Origin of the sequence: Pseudoalteromonas sp. XMcav1-K (genome assembly GCF_044005875.1) — a bacterium.
Classification (GTDB): Bacteria; Pseudomonadota; Gammaproteobacteria; order Enterobacterales; family Alteromonadaceae; genus Pseudoalteromonas; species Pseudoalteromonas spongiae.
In genome coordinates, this window is sequence record NZ_JBIPJE010000046.1 from 83,751 (window position 1) to 99,346 (window position 15,596).

Here is a 15,596-nt window from a genome sequence, read left to right on the forward strand (position 1 = left end):
GAAATGTAATTTATCCCGAGTGCAGGTTAGTTTAGTTAATTGTAGTAATTTGCAGGCACATGCTATCAGCATCGACAACCTTGATACGGCTGCCTTTATTTATCTGACCTTCAAATGTCACTTTCCAAAACGTATCGCCTATTTGAATACGGCCATGTCCACCGCTTAAGTCGTGCTCAACTACCAGTTCGCGGCCTATCAGGCTGGCTGCGCGTTGATTCAGTGGGCCGTGGTCAGAACGGTTGTTAAATTCTTTAAAGTATTTCCAGTATGCGATAGAAAAGCCAAGCGCAGACAGTGCAAACAAAACAATTTGTGTTTGCCAGCTTAGTTCTGCAAATAACGCGTTAATAATCGCAAGCAAAAAAGCAGCAATGGCCGTACCGAGTAAAAAACCAGATGCACCTAATGCTTCGGCACCAAGCAGCAATAAGCCGAGTGATAACCAGTGCCATGGTTCTAAATTATTTAATAGTTCCGAAATCATAACTGCTCCTAAAACACAGCACAGCGGCAAGCTGTGCTGTTGTTAAGTATACATGTTTGTAATGTTTATTTCTTGCCAAACGCTTCTTTTGCAATTTCAGCAACACCAGCAATCGAGCCGAGCATATTGCTTGCTTCTAGTGGGATCATCATTACCTTGTTGTTATCTGATTCGGCTAATTTACCTAGTGATTCCATGTACTTTTGTGCGATGAAATAATTAATTGCACGCGAGTCACCATTTTGAATTGAATCAGACACTAAGCGAGTTGCTTCGGCTTCTGCTGCCGCTAAACGTTCACGTGCTTCAGCTTCGCGTTTAGCTGCTTCTAATTGACCTTCGGCTTTTAAAATTTCAGCTTGTTTTTGACCTTCGGCAACCTTAATTGCTGCTTCACGCTCACCTTCAGCTTCTAAAATATTGGCACGCTTTTCACGTTCGGCTTTCATCTGACGAGCCATGGCATCCACTAAGTCCATTGGTGGTGCTATATCTTTGATTTCGATTCGGGTTACTTTTACACCCCAAGGATCGGTTGCTTCATCTACCTTTACCAGCAGTGAACCATTAATCCGATCGCGGTTCGAAAGCATTTCATCAAGCTCCATCGAACCAAGTACTGCACGGATGTTGGTCATTACTAGGTTACGCATAGCGCGTTCTAAGTCATTTACTTCATACGATGCTTTAACTGGGTCAAGTACTTGATAGAAACATACTGCATCGGTAGTAACTTGTGCGTTGTCTGATGAAATGACTACTTGTGGTGGTACATCAAGTACTTGTTCCATCATATTTTGTTTACGGCCAATGGTATCTACCAATGGGATAATTAACTGTAGGCCTGGCGGTAAAGTTCGGGTGTATTTACCAAAACGCTCTACCGTATAGGTGTAGCCTTGCGGCACCATTTTTACCCCTAGGGCTAAAATAATAAATACGACGGCTAAGCCAATTATTATCGTAATATCAAACTGTTCCATAATTGCATCTCCTGTTTAACAGGCTTCAATCTAACGTTTTTTAACATGAAATAACAGATTTAATGATGAGTGGGGAATGGCAGTGTTGAATGGTCTTTGCTTTTTCAATGAAATCGCGCAAGCTGGTATTGACACTAAAAGGAGGGTTTATGAATTATCTTATTTTGGGTATTAATGGAAATGTTGTTGCAATTAATAAAGACGATGGCAGTGAGCTTTGGCGTAAAAAGTTAAAATCAGGAGTAATCACTGTAGTAAGTAGCGATAATACCAAGGTGTACGCATCTTCCTCTGGCCATTTATTTTGTTTAGATAAAGCTACAGGCGAACAGATATGGACTAATTCGCTAAAAGGCTTGGGTTACGGCACATGTATTATCGATGTCGGTAATCACGCAGCGTCTGTAAGCGGAACGGTTGCGGGTAATGCAGCTATTGCAGCAACCACGGCAGCGACAACAGCAGCTATTGCGGCGTCGGGCAGTGTATCTGATGGTGGCTAATGGCTATCATCTAAATTTTGGTGAGCTAAAACTCATAACTCAATGTTGCCCGAACATTGCGTCCTGCCTGTGGGTATGGGTGTAATGTTGTGCCCCCTTGCTGATACTCGGCATCCAGTAAGTTATGCGCAGTTAATGCTAGGTTTAAGCTGTTACTTAACTGATAATCAAGGGCTGCGTTGAGTAATATAACGTCATCGACTTTATAATTAGGCGCATTAAAATTAGCACCTTGATTTGGATAAGGATCGCTAATTTCTTGGCCATTCGAAATAATATGAATGGGTGATGTTTGCTCACCAATGTAGCGCACAGTGAGGCTTGCATTTGCATCTTCAAAAATTGGCCAGCTGGTAACTAAGTTTGCCGTGATGCTAGGTACATTATTAATATCATCACCGCTCGTGGCAAAGCGTTCAGAGTCAATAACCGCTTGATAACCCAAAGTGGCATGCCATGTAATATTACGCTTGGTAATACGAGATTCTAACTCTACACCCCAAGTGGTTAAGTCACCGGCATTAGAATAATTAGGCTCATTTGCACCAGCGTAATTATCGCGAAAGATAAAGTCATCGAGCTGATTGTAAAATACATTAACGGCGCCATAAAACTGATGTTCAGGTAGCTTTATGCTAGGTGTTAGTTGTAATGAGGCGAGCTTTTCGGGTTTAAGTGTTTGCGCGCCACGAAATGAGCTTAATGTACTAAAGCGGTTCCAATAGGTTGCGTCGACAAACGAAGTGGCATAAGACGCTTTAAAATTATAGCCGTTTTCCCCTTGGTAAATAATCGCCAAACGTGGGCTAAAATCGTCAATATTATCGCTGCCAATCCGATTTTTTTGATCGTACCTTGCACCTGCGTTTGCCAGCCAACGTTCTGACAATCTGTATTTAACTTGTGCAAATACTGAATAAATCGATTCGCTGCTTTCTTTTAACAGTGGTGTTTGCTGATCAGCCGGAAGGTAATCTTCACCATTTAGCGATGCTTTGAAATCAGAATCGGTTACTTTCATATGATCTAGCTGTAAACCGACCAAATAATCCCATTTACCAATACGTTTACTGAGGTGAGTTAGTAGCCCTGAAGAGCGTTCCTGCCAATAAACGCGAAGGGCATTATTGGTTGTTGGCTGTGTTACCACAACCGTATCTACTTCATTTTGATCAAAATAAAGCTCTTGATGCCACTGCCAATCAAATAAAGTATCGCTGTGATTTACATTGAAGTGTGATGCGGTGTAACTAAAGCCTGGTCCCGTACCTTGGTATTTACGGATTTTGTCATACACATAACCTTCGCCACTAAGGCCGCCCGTTGTAAAGGGTTCAACATAATGTGAGCGTCTAGTGTTGGCGAAAATGCGCCAATCTTGGTAGTTAAGTTTAGCGCCAATATCATATGTATTGATGTCTTGATAAGCTCCTAGGTTCGCTTCTGCATCAACAATCGGGTTGGGTGAGTAATTGTCTTGTGGGGAGATTGCGTGTGTTTCACCTTCTGCAGAAAACACTTGTGCCCATGCCAGTAAATCCCAGCTATCACCTTGTTTATCATAGGTTACACTGGCTTGTTTATGCCCTTGATTCCCGACAGTTACAGCTAGTTTGGAGTTTTCGAGCTCTGTAGCTGATTTTAAAATGATATTAACGGTGGCTGTGAGTGCCACATTGCCATAAATTGAACTCGACGGCCCTCTTAGCACTTCTATTTGTTTTATTTTGTCGAGGCTAATGGCGTAGTCGGGTGATGCCATTGAGTAGCTTCGGCTGTTTAGCCTGTGGCCATCAATCAAGAATAATATTTTTTGTTGTGAAGACGTAAATACCCCGCGAGCTGCAATGTTAGGTTCATTTTGATCTTCAACATGGGTGATGTTTGGTACATAGGTGACGAGCAAATCTTTAATGTTGCGAGCACCTGATTGCGAAATCATATTTGCGGTAATTACGGTGACCGGAACAGGCGCCTCACTCAGTGTCTCTTTTGTTAGAGACGCAGAAGAGACCTCGACATTGAGCAGTTGTTCTAATGAGAGGCTAAATAAGTCATTGTCCTCACTGGCTGTTAAAAATGATGAATTTAGCGCTAGCAACAAAGTGCTGGATAGTGTGAGCCATTTTTTTGTTTTGTTGGTGTTCGCTAAATTCATTTTGCCACTCTTAACACTTGAGTATGTTTGTAAATACCTGAACTCAAATAAAAAGCCTTAAGGCTTGGGATGACTTAACATCTTGCCATATTTATAGATTCGCGCAAGCTTATTGCAATGGCTTTTGCTCGCCCGACATTAAACCACGTTTGAATTCGCCATTTTGCCAAAGTAATATTTCGCCTTTTTCTCCTCGCTTGATTGAGCTATCAATCGCGATGATTTTGCTGTCAAAGCGTGTTTCAATGGTTGGCATTGAGGTATGACCTACAATAACCTTTTTAGCATTAAGTTGTGATAAAACGGCATCGACTTGTGTAGCGTTGAGCGTGTCATCTCTAAAGTAGCCGCGGTACCAAATAGGGCCGTTACTGCCATGTAGTGTTAGCCACGTTGGGTTTTCTTTTAACGCTTTTTTGCCTAAACCAATAGTTTTACGAAACTCACTATTAGCTTGCTCTAAGCTCAGTTTAAGGTCTAAGAAGTCTTGGTGAATGCCGCCGTGTAGAAAAATAAAACCATTGATATTAATGATCGTCGACTTGCTGCGCAGCCAGCGGCCTAATACGCTGTTGTTACTGTATTGCTGACGTAAGTCGTTATTAAAGTGCGATACTGAATGCACATATTTCGGGTGCAAATATCGTTGATCATCACGTAGTACCATGTATTCGTGATTACCTAGCAGGTAATGAAGCTTTCCGCCCGCCGCTAATGCCTGTTGTTCTAATTTATAAACTAACCACAGTGCTTCAGTAACTGTGTCGCCACGGTCAAAAATATCACCGGTAATCACCAAATGCCCTTTACCGAAAGACCAATTTAGAGATTGATCGATAACCTTGTTATTCACTAATAAGGTTTTGAAAATATCAAACTGCCCATGGATATCACTGATTGCCGCAATCTTTTCGACGCCCTGAAAGTTGTCGATGTGATTTGCGTTGAAGATTGGCGTTATTGTGAGTGGGCCATTGTACTCTGACACCGTTTTTTTATTGGCAACGATATCAATGCGTTCAACTTTATTATTGTTATAAAACAGATAAGGGCCATCGTTGTATAGCGTGGACGCACTGAGTGCGCCTGAAAAGGCGATGCTGATAAGTGCAGAAACAGCAAACCAAGATTGAGTCATAACATTTTCTTATATGGTTATTAGTCGATGCCTAGCGTGGCGAAGCCGTGACGAACACGCAACTCTTTATTGCTCGTTTTTATATCTATTTTATATTTAAGTAATTTTAACTCTTTGAACTTAAATGATTTTACTGTTTATAGTTGCTCACGTGCATATTTTAAATAACTTGTTAGGCTTTGTTGCCAAAGCTGTTTTAGATACTCGTTATCAAATACTAACTTGTTATTTAGTAAGTCTCGTTCACTTTGTTTTAGTGCCAATCCGAAACGGTTAAAGCCTAGTTGCAATGCTGTACTTGCTAAGCGATGTAAGGTGCGAATTGTTTCATCAGTTTGCTTTTCAAAACCGGTTTCGCAGCGTGCCAGTTTGTCGCGTAGCGACATAATAAATTCATCGTAAATGGCGTTAAACTCTTCTTGTGCAAAAGATGCACTCAGGCTTTGTGCTGCGCTTGCATCAAATAATATGTCTTCGACATTCTGGCTGGTTTGCGAAAAAGACTGTTGTTGCGAGTTAAAAATGGCTTGGCGCAGCTTTTCGAGTTTAATTGGCTTGCCGACAATATCTTTGATGCCGAGCGTTAAATACTCTTTTACCTCGTCCGGGCTTAAGCTAGCGGTAAACGCTAAAATTGGCGTGTGAGAATTGATATGGTCAATGTCGTTTAGTTTCTTTACAACCTCCTGACCTGAGAAATCAGGTAAATTCATATCGAGTAACACTAGGTCAAATGCTTGTTGTTGTAGTATTTGAATTGCTTCTTCGCCGGAACTTGCCAGTGTGACTTGGTGTTGATCCATCGCCATAAACTCAATTGCGAGCTTTTGATTTAACGGAAGATCTTCAACTAGTAATACAGATAACCCAGTTAGTGTATCGGCTTTTTCTTTGGTTTGTTCAACAAGGCTTAGCTCACCAAGACTAAAGCGAATATCAAAACTAAAACGGCTACCTAAATCGAGTGCACTTTCAATATTGAGCTCGCTCTGCATTTTATTAAGTAATCGCTCACTTATTGCTAATCCTAAGCCAGTTCCACCTTTGATTTTTCCAGCATCACTTTGTACATAAGGTTCTTTTAATTGTTCAATTTCTGATGCTGCAATGCCTGGGCCTGAATCTGTTACGGTAAATCTTACTATATGCTCTAGAGGCGCTTTAGAAAGAACTTCAACCGACAGTGTAACTTGGCCTGTGTCGGTAAATTTAATCGCGTTACCGAGTAAATTAATCAGTACTTGGCGCACGCTTTGTTGGTCAAAGTAATAGCACGCTTTTTTCGGTAAGTTATTGTTGAGTTTGAAATCTATGCGTTTTTGTTGGGCGAGAGGGCGATATAATAAACATAAATTTTCTAACCAAGGTGTTAGCTCTATGTCTTCCTCTGTTCCTGTTTCAGCATTTTGTTCTAAACGTGCGTAATCAAGTACTTTGCCAATTAGTAAGTTGAGTGATTCTGATGAATTGATGATTGCTTCGCAATAAGGTTTCACTTTGGCGCTAGGTGATTGGTTTAAAATTAATTGAGCACTACCCATAATGCCGTTAAGTGGGGTTCTTATTTCATGGCTCATGGTACTTAAGAATAAACCACGTAGCTCCGCATCTTGCTGGGCTTTATCTTTTAGGACTGAAAAGTGAAGAGCTTTTCGTTCACTGCATAAATAGGCCATACCTAGTGCGTAAAGTAATGGGCTGACAATGCCCGTAACCATAGCACCTATCGCAAACCATTCATGTTTAAATAATTCGGGTGTGCCTAGCGGCATAAGATAGTAAGTACGAATTGGGTATACGGTTATGAAAATAAGCGCGTGGCATAAATAGATATGTTTAGAGAAGCGGTGATTTGACGTATCCATTGTGAACATAATCCAAAGGATCATAACGCCTTCAAGAAACCGCTGAAGGTTAAATATTAGTAACCGATTGTGTGCATTTGATTCGCCATAGGTATACCAAGAAAACATGATGATGCAGCAGACAGTCACCAGGTTAAATAGTTTTATCGCGATACTGTTAATCGCAAAAAAACGCTGTAGGCAATGAATACTTAATATCGAGCAACTAAGAATGATTAAACTTGCAATACCCGCTTTAATATCGATAACGCGATATAAATAAAGAGAGTAACTAAACAGAGCCAGTAACATTAAGCTCGGTAAAAGCAGATTAGTAAACGCCCCATCGACGCTTTTATTTTCTCGCCAAACTTGAAAACTAATAAACCACGAGAGTAATAGAACAACGCCACTAACAATGTAAAGGGTATTTAAATCAAGCATATCAAGACTTCTGTAAGCTGTATTTAGCTATGCTATCTTAACGGTGGCTAAAAAAGCAAAAGGCAAACATTAATTGCTCGCCTTTTAGTTATTGGATTGGGATGTCATAACTAAGATTAGTTATGTTGCTTTACAAAAGCAAGAAGCTTTTTAACATTTATTTTACAATATTGTTGTTTGCAAGTTGTTCTTGGCTTGGCTCAAGTCTTAAGTGCGCAATTGCTTTGTATGAATTGTGCTTTTGTGCAAATTCAGAAAGCGAAAGACCATTACAAAATAGCACCTCTTTAGCTTGATGTTTACGTAATCTCGCTTGCTTTAAGCGTTTTGTAATAACCACTGGTTTATCTTTAATAATTGCAGCGCAAAGGCTTGAGTCTGCAGAAGAGTCTGTTGTAACTACTTGCTTGTTATGTGCTGAAGATGGTGCGCTAGTTAATGAGAGTAGTGCGATTCCTGCTGTAATTAATAGTGTTTTCATTTTCGTGTCCTTTAATGTGGCGTTGGGTAAAGTGCACTGAAAAGGTAACTTAAAATTTTCATAAGAGTGTTTGAAAATTATGATGCGCTGTAACCAAGTATGTAGGAATTTTCTGTTTAAAAAGTGTTCGATTAACAAGTTGCATAGTAAAACACAGGTATTCACATTAATATTATTGCTTATTTTGCAATTAAATTCCGTTCGCCATTTAAATCAATCCGACTGTCTTAGGTTATTTAGTTAAAAATGTAAAAAGGAGCAAAAAGGTTAATTTTTTAGTGCTGAGTCATAACAAACAATTTGTTACACATGTATAGCGAGAACAAGCATAAAAAAGACCATTTGGGTTAATACGCGCTGTTGATTTGATAAATAAATTTTTCTGATGTGAGCACTTACAAGGCAAGCTTGATTTAAGTTAAGACTGAGGCAGGTTGTTGTGTTGTTTTTAGTTGTTGCAATAAATCTAAATTATGAGTCGGTCTGTATATCAATACAAGTAAGCAGTATATTTATAGTTTACTGTTTTTCAGATAGTTTTTTATCTTAACAGCTCCGCCCAGTGATTCTCTTATTGCAATAATTTCAGATGCTTGTAAATTAAGCATTCTGGCAACAAATAAGTTCATCATAAGGAGATAAAAGGTGACTGACCAGGTAGTTGAAACTAACGAAAAGCAAGATGCGTCGGCAAAAAATGGCGCTAAGATTAACTATGTACTTTACCTAGCGAGCATTATTTTAGGTATTACAGGTTTGATCGGCGTGATCATGGCATATGTTAATAAAAAAGATGCACCAGAATGGCTACAAACACATTATCAGTATCAAATCCGTACGTTCTGGATTGGTTTATTGTATGTTGTGATTGGAACAATTCTTTCTGTTGTTGTAATCGGTTTCGCAATCATTCTATTTTACCTTGTTTGGCTAATTGTACGTTGTGTTAAAGGGCTTAAAGCGCTGGACAAAAACGAGCCAATCGAGAATCCAACATCTTGGATGTTCTAATCCGCTGATTCGATATGTAGAAGGGCGCCTTACGGCGCCCTTTTTGTTTTTCTAGCGGTTTAGAAGCCTATGATAGTGACTCGCCCCTGAGCCAAAGGGGGAATTTGTATCGAGATATCAAGCCGCCTATTAGCGGGCGTCTTGTAGAGATTTTCTAATTTGGGAAAGGATTGGTCGATAAAGTTAGTATTTTTTAAGCGTAAACTTTTTCGGCTTTGGTGATCAAGAAATGCCACAGCGACCTTTTGCAGTATCTGTTGACTGGTTTCCATCACATACTTACTTGGGCGTTTGGTTTTAATAACGCGTTGAATATGTCCATTTGTTACGTTTGGGTTGCTTTTTGCCAAGGTACACGCGGCATAAATATCGAGTAATGTCACGGAACGTATTTTTTGTGTTTCACAGTCTTCAAACACCGCCATAATACAGGGCAGCTTAGATTCATCAAATACTTGTGCTTTGATAGTGTTAATTGTTAGCTCGTTTGAGGTGAGCTTTACTAAGCTTTTTTCGAGTTGAGCTAGATTAGGCAGTGCCAATCCCTCTGAGAGCTCTTCTATCTCGTCGAGTATAATTTCGCTTTGCTCCGCGCCTTGCACCAAAGGCAATAGTTTTTCGTAAAGCTCCTGGTCATCAAATGGTTTGCTGAGTACAAAGTCAGCCCCCGCCTTTTGCGCTTGTTCGAGTTGCTTTGCATCGTCGATGGTAGTGATCATACCGATTTGCGTTTTTAGCTGCTTTTTACGAATCGCCTTAATTAAAGCAATTCCGCTGAGCTCGGGCATATTCCAATCAGTCAGTAAAATATGAGGTTGCCACTGCCCAATGATGGAAAGGGCATCAATCGGATTATTTGTTTTTTTTATTGAAAGGTGACGATAACCAAAACCTTCAAGCGAGCGTCTTACAATTTCAAGGGTCGCTTTGCTATCGTCTACAACAAGTATTCTCAAAATTAACATCTGTAGTTGTAGATAATTTATTCAGTATAGTCGCAAAAAATAATCAAGACTATACTTAACTCACTGTCTTACTGGAGAAGTTATGAATATCCCAGGTTTAACCTCATTCAAAGTTTTGGAAATATTAGCACTCGACCTAGGTTTGCTTATTCTTTTGGGTTGGTTTGTTATTTTATGGTTGATCCTTCGAGAGTTTAGAAAATTCGCCTATCAAGCGGGTGGCAATGGCTCGCATATTGACGATAAATTGATCGCAGAATATCAAGATTCAATCGAGATGGCGCTTAATTACAGCGCAGAAAACCGTGATACACTCGATGCGTTAATTCGAGTGCAACAAGGGCTTGAGAGTCAACTTGCCAATATCAAAGCTTCCACGTCTGATCATATAAGCAAAGAAGAAAAGGCGTCTATGGATGATTTGAATGCGCGTTTAAAAAAAGCCCATAAATTAATTCATAAGCTGAAAGGTGATTTAGACTCCAGTGTGAAAAAACTCAGAATTACCCGTGAAAAACTTTACTCTCAATACGACACAGTTGAGCGTTTAACCAAGGAAAACAAAAAAATTAGCGAGCAGTTTGAACAGTTAGAACGAGAATATGTGCAATTAACATCAAACGCCTCCACAACTTCTAGTAGTGACGAAAACAACAATTTAAAAAGAGCGCTACAGCAATACAAAAAGCAAATGGCCGAGCAAGATCAAGTTATTCAGCAATTAATGGCGCAAGGTGCGGATAATACTGATGCAGGTGAAGCGAAAAAATTACAGCAAAAATTACTGCAAGCAGAAGAGCGATTAACACATCTAGTAAAAGAAAAAGACTTTGTAGAGAAGAAGTTTCTCGACTTGCTACAACAAGTCGAGAAAAAGTAACTTAGATGATTTGGCGTTGCTTCAAAGCAGCAATGATTTGGTTAACTGAATCAGCAACTGTATTTGCGCCTGTATCCAGTGATATTTCAGGTGATTGTGATGCTTCATAGGTTGAATCGATACCGGTGAAGTTTTTAATCTCACCTGCACGCGCTTTTTTGTATAGACCTTTCGGATCACGCGTTTCACACACTGCTAACGGGGTATCTAGGAATACTTCAATAAACTCACCGTCATCTACTAGCTCACGTACCATTTTGCGTTCGGCCTGAAATGGTGAGATAAACGCACTCAGTACTACAAGCCCTGCATCGACCATTAACTTAGCAACTTCACCCACGCGGCGAATGTTTTCTTGGCGATCTTCATCGCTAAATCCTAAATCACCACAAAGACCATGACGCACATTGTCGCCATCGAGCAAATATGTGTGTACTCCCATTTCATGAAGTGCCGTTTCAAGGGCGTTAGCAACGGTGCTTTTGCCTGAGCCTGAAAGACCTGTGAACCATAAAATGCATGGCTTATGGCCTTTTTGCGCTACGCGAGCTGATTTTTCAACATGGTAGTTGTGCCAAACGATATTTTCGTCACTCATAATGGGTTCTACAATCCGTTAATTAAAATGGAAAAACAATAGGTATAAAGATCAACGCAGTAATTGAATATACTAACGACATGGGCACACCCACTTTGATGTAATCTTTTATCTGGTAATTGCCTGCGCTATACACCATCAGGTTGGTTTGATAGCCAAATGGCGAAATAAAGCTGGCAGATGCACCAAATGCTACCGCCATAATAAAGGGTAGAGGGCTGACGCCAAAGCCAATCGCTAATGAATAGGCGATAGGGAATGAGAGTGCAGCTGCCGCGTTATTAGTAATTAATTCTGTACAAAGTAAGGTCAAAAAGAAAATAACCACAAGTGCGGTGTAGGGACCAAACTGACCAACTAGACTTAACACAAACTCCGAGATTTGCGTTGCCACACCGGTATCGATCATCAATTTAGCAAGGCCAATTGCGCTACCAACTATGACAAACAGTTCCAGAGGAAATCGACGCTTTACCTCGCTGACTGAGACGACACCCCATAACATAAAGGCAATTAGTAAAACGATTAAACCTTTAACAAGTGGCACAACATCAAAAATACTCAGGCCAATTACTGCAATAAAACCCGCGAATACACAGTGAGACTGTTTTTCATCAAGGTGACTCTGCAAGTCGAGGCCTGAGATATAAACAAATTCGCGCTTAAGTTTTTTGTTTGATTGGAAATCGCTGCTCGGCGCTAAAATAAGGCTGTCGCCAGCTTGTAATTGAATATTGGCAAAGCTACCTTCTAACCGACTATGGCCGCGACGGATCGCGACTACCGCAGCTTTAAATTCTTTACGAAAATTCGCATCTTTGAGCGTTTGACCTACTAATGAACTACTGTGACTGATAACTACTTCAACAAAGTGTTCAACAGCCATTTCGTGTTTATCGTGGATAACCTCTAAACCATCAAATTGTTTTAATAAAGGCACTGATTTTAAATCGCCAGAAAATAATAAAATATCGCCAGCTTTAATTACTTGTTTTGGTGTTACTGCGGCAATACGCTTTTCACCACGTATAATCTCGGCTAAGAAAATATCTTTTAATTCACGTAAACCGTTCTCTTCAACCGTTTTGCCAATTAATTTAGAACTCGCCTTTACTTTGCCTTCGAGGTAAAACGGCGTGACTTCATCGTCGGCTTCTTGATAATTGGGTAAAAACTTTAATAGCAGCAAAATTGCAATTAATCCGGCACTTAAAACCGCCAGACCAACCAAGGTGAAGTCAAAAAAGCCAAGCGGTGCCATGCCAGCGTCCACAGCAAAACCATTGACAATGAGATTGGTCGATGTGCCAATTAAAGTGAGTGTGCCCCCGAGAATCGCGGTATACGACAAAGGTAATAACAACTTGGATGGTGCATGCGTTTTATTTTCTTTCACCGCAGAGATGAGGCTTGCAACTACAGCAGTGTTATTAGTGAATGAAGATAAAAAGGCAGTTGATAAACCTAGTTTTGTTACTGATTTTGATAAGCTTCCTTTTGCTAAGGAAGTTGACAGTTTACGAACAAATGCCGTTTTTTCGATGCCAATACTTATCAAAATCAACAATATGAGTGTGATTAAGGAAGGATTAGTGAAGTTAATAAGCACGCCTTCTAAATCAATAAGACCGGCTAAATAACTTACACTAATCGCGCCAGCAAAAGCCCACGCAGGCTTTAGTCGCGTGCCAAATAGACACGCGACTAAAACAATCATAATAAGACTAAGGCTGACTTGTTGATACATACTTATAGCTTTGAAATATCAATTGCTTGCCAGTGAGGGAAGTGTTTACGCACAAGCGCATTAAACTCTACTTCAAAGGCACTGAAGTTAGATGGTGCTTGTTGTGCATCGGCACTGTCAAGTACTTGTTCAATCATGCCAGCCGCAACGGTTAAGTTTGACAGACGATCGATTAAGATAAATGAGCCTGTTTCACGGTTTGCTACATAGGCATCAGCGAGCACTTGCTCATCGATTTCAATAGTAACAATCGCGATTTCGTTCAGCTGTAAGGTGTCTGCCTGACCGTGTGCTAGGGTGTTTACGTCGATAGTGTGGTCAATCGCAACTACTTTCGCAGTTGTTTTCTTGGTTGCCAACTTAACATTGTATTCTTTGCCTAACACTAACGGTGCTTCGTGCATCCATACTAATTTTGCTTGCAGACGGTTTGAAATTTTAGCCGTACTATTTGCTGGTACAATTACATCACCACGACTGATATCAATTTCATCGTTAAGTGTTAAAGTGATAGCTTGTCCAGCTTCCGCGCGCTCTAAATTGCCATCAAAGGTTACGATTTCTTTTACCGTTGAAGCTTTACCTGAAGGTAGTGCTTTAACTGCTGCGCCTACTGTTAATGCACCGGCTACTAAAGTGCCTTGGAAGCCTCGGAAATTGAGGTTGGGGCGTGTAACTAGTTGTACTGGTAAACGCGCTTCAAACTCGGTATTAGCCGCTGCCGCAGGCGAGTCTTCAAGTAACTCAAGTAATGGTGCGCCGGTGTAATAAGGTGTTTTTTCGGAGCGTGTAACTACGTTATCACCTTTTAAGGCAGACATTGGAATAAAACGAATGTCTTCAACATTAAGTTGCTCAGCAAACGCTAAATAGTCTTGCTGAATTTTGTTGTAAACGGCTTCATCAAAATCCACGATATCCATTTTGTTGATCGCAACCACAAACTGCTTGATGCCTAATGAGTCACAAATAAAGCTATGACGCTTAGTTTGCACTTGCACACCGTAACGGGCGTCTACCAGAATAATTGCTAAATCAGCCGTAGATGCACCTGTTACCATGTTGCGCGTGTACTGTTCGTGTCCCGGTGTATCAGCAATAATAAACTTGCGCTTATTGGTTGAGAAATAACGGTAAGCAACGTCAATTGTGATACCTTGCTCGCGCTCTGCTTGCAGGCCATCGACGAGCAGTGCAAGGTCTAGTTCTTCACCCGCATTACCTACTTTTTCGTTATCTTTATGAAGTGCTGCTAGCTGATCTTCATAAATTTGATGGCTATCGTGTAACAAACGGCCAATTAGTGTTGATTTACCGTCATCAACGCTACCGCAGGTTAATAAACGTAATAAGCTTTTGTCTTGTTGACGTGATAGGTACTGCTCAATACCTAATTCTCTTACTTCATTTGCTGTCGACATTAGAAATAGCCCTCACGTTTTTTCTTTTCCATAGAACCAGACGAATCGTGGTCAATTGCACGGCCCTCTCGTTCAGATGATGTTGATAACAACATTTCTTCAATGATGCCGGTTAAGGTATTTGCTTCAGACTCAACAGCACCTGTTAGTGGGTAACAGCCTAAGGTACGGAAACGTACAGAGCGTAGTTCTGGCTCTTCGCCTTCACGTAATGGCATGCGTTCGTCATCAACCATGATAAGTAAACCATCGCGTTCAACAACAGGGCGCTTGTCCGATAAGTAAAGTGGCACAATTTCGATGTTTTCTTGATAGATATACTGCCAAATATCAAGCTCAGTCCAGTTTGATAGTGGGAATACACGAATGCTTTCACCAGGGTTTACTTGGCCGTTATAGTTGCTCCACAGCTCTGGACGTTGGTTCTTCGGGTCCCAGCGGTGGTTCTTATCACGGAACGAATATACACGCTCTTTTGCACGTGATTTTTCTTCATCACGACGTGCACCACCAAATGCCGCATCAAAGCCATACTTATCAAGCGCTTGCTTTAAGCCTTGAGTCTTCATAATGTCAGTATGCTTAGATGAACCATGGGTAAATGGGCCAACACCCATAGCAATCCCTTCAGGGTTTTTATGCACAATTAGTTCAAAATCGTATTCTTTTGCTAAGCGGTCACGAAACTCGATCATTTCGCGAAATTTCCAATCAGTATCTACATGCAGCAGTGGAAAAGGAATTTTGCCTGGGTAAAAAGCCTTGCGCGCTAAGTGCAATAACACCGATGAGTCTTTACCAATTGAGTAAAGCATCACAGGGTTTTCAAACTCAGCCGCAACCTCGCGGATAATTTGAATACTTTCAGCTTCGAGTTGCTGAAGATGGGTTAATGCCATGATTTTGTCCTAAAACGTAAAGTTAATTCTAAATTCT

At 40.6% G+C, this 15,596-nt stretch carries 14 protein-coding genes; 3 read left to right on the forward strand and 11 right to left on the reverse strand.

All coding sequences use genetic code 11. The features are described 5' to 3' along the window. Positions 1–31: 31 nt before the first annotated feature. The gene (locus ACHSBP_RS15340; RefSeq protein ID WP_010561460.1) at positions 32–487 is read right to left on the reverse strand and encodes an NfeD family protein; all 456 of its coding nucleotides are present in this window, start codon (positions 485–487) and stop codon (positions 32–34) included. A 65-nt stretch (positions 488–552) separates the two neighbouring features. Continuing rightward, positions 553–1,470 carry an SPFH domain-containing protein gene (locus ACHSBP_RS15345; RefSeq protein ID WP_010561461.1) on the reverse strand — a complete coding sequence of 306 codons (918 nt, stop codon included), beginning with the start codon at positions 1,468–1,470 and terminating at the stop codon, positions 553–555. 149 nt (positions 1,471–1,619) lie between these two features. On the opposite strand from ACHSBP_RS15345, the gene ACHSBP_RS15350 reads away from it, so the two are divergent. Beyond that, positions 1,620–1,973 (forward strand): PQQ-binding-like beta-propeller repeat protein, encoded by a 354-nt coding sequence (locus ACHSBP_RS15350; RefSeq protein ID WP_010561462.1) that lies wholly within the window; start codon positions 1,620–1,622, stop codon positions 1,971–1,973. A gap of 25 nt (positions 1,974–1,998) precedes the next feature. Here the strand turns inward: ACHSBP_RS15350 and ACHSBP_RS15355 are convergent, their stop codons facing one another. The 4 genes from ACHSBP_RS15355 to ACHSBP_RS15370 form a co-directional block, all read right to left on the reverse strand. Continuing rightward, positions 1,999–4,131: a TonB-dependent siderophore receptor gene (locus tag ACHSBP_RS15355; RefSeq protein ID WP_010561463.1), complete on the reverse strand. Its 2,133-nt coding sequence runs from the start codon at positions 4,129–4,131 to the stop codon at positions 1,999–2,001. A gap of 109 nt (positions 4,132–4,240) precedes the next feature. Beyond that, entirely contained in the window at positions 4,241–5,269 is a 1,029-nt protein-coding gene (locus ACHSBP_RS15360; protein ID WP_395389519.1) for a metallophosphoesterase, read from the reverse strand. 137 nt (positions 5,270–5,406) lie between these two features. Next, positions 5,407–7,557: a response regulator gene (locus ACHSBP_RS15365; protein WP_395389521.1), complete on the reverse strand. Its 2,151-nt coding sequence runs from the start codon at positions 7,555–7,557 to the stop codon at positions 5,407–5,409. Positions 7,558–7,714: 157 nt separating this feature from the next. Further along, positions 7,715–8,038, reverse strand: coding sequence for a DUF3718 domain-containing protein (locus tag ACHSBP_RS15370; RefSeq protein ID WP_100914362.1), 324 nt, complete (start codon positions 8,036–8,038; stop codon positions 7,715–7,717). Between the two features lie 645 nt (positions 8,039–8,683). On the opposite strand from ACHSBP_RS15370, the gene ACHSBP_RS15375 reads away from it, so the two are divergent. After that, the gene (locus tag ACHSBP_RS15375) at positions 8,684–9,049 is read left to right on the forward strand and encodes a DUF4870 domain-containing protein (protein WP_010561467.1); all 366 of its coding nucleotides are present in this window, start codon (positions 8,684–8,686) and stop codon (positions 9,047–9,049) included. 59 nt (positions 9,050–9,108) lie between these two features. Here ACHSBP_RS15375 and ACHSBP_RS15380 read toward each other — a convergent pair whose 3' ends face one another. Then, the gene (locus ACHSBP_RS15380) at positions 9,109–10,014 is read right to left on the reverse strand and encodes a response regulator (protein ID WP_010561468.1); all 906 of its coding nucleotides are present in this window, start codon (positions 10,012–10,014) and stop codon (positions 9,109–9,111) included. 82 nt (positions 10,015–10,096) lie between these two features. On the opposite strand from ACHSBP_RS15380, the gene ACHSBP_RS15385 reads away from it, so the two are divergent. After that, positions 10,097–10,894 carry a hypothetical protein gene (locus ACHSBP_RS15385; RefSeq protein ID WP_010561469.1) on the forward strand — a complete coding sequence of 266 codons (798 nt, stop codon included), beginning with the start codon at positions 10,097–10,099 and terminating at the stop codon, positions 10,892–10,894. A gap of 1 nt (position 10,895) precedes the next feature. Here ACHSBP_RS15385 and cysC read toward each other — a convergent pair whose 3' ends face one another. Genes cysC through cysD form a run of 4 tightly spaced genes read right to left on the reverse strand, consistent with a single transcriptional unit; the run spans position 10,896 to position 15,559 of the window. Beyond that, entirely contained in the window at positions 10,896–11,492 is a 597-nt protein-coding gene (gene cysC, locus ACHSBP_RS15390) for an adenylyl-sulfate kinase (protein ID WP_010561470.1), read from the reverse strand. Between the two features lie 22 nt (positions 11,493–11,514). Further along, entirely contained in the window at positions 11,515–13,239 is a 1,725-nt protein-coding gene (locus tag ACHSBP_RS15395; protein WP_010561471.1) for an SLC13 family permease, read from the reverse strand. 2 nt (positions 13,240–13,241) lie between these two features. Further along, positions 13,242–14,660, reverse strand: coding sequence for a sulfate adenylyltransferase subunit CysN (cysN, locus tag ACHSBP_RS15400; RefSeq protein WP_010561472.1), 1,419 nt, complete (start codon positions 14,658–14,660; stop codon positions 13,242–13,244). After that, positions 14,660–15,559, reverse strand: a complete 900-nt coding sequence (gene cysD / locus ACHSBP_RS15405) for a sulfate adenylyltransferase subunit CysD (protein WP_010561473.1) — start codon at positions 15,557–15,559, stop codon at positions 14,660–14,662. The genes cysN and cysD overlap by 1 nt, the downstream gene beginning before the upstream one ends. Positions 15,560–15,596: the final 37 nt, after the last annotated feature.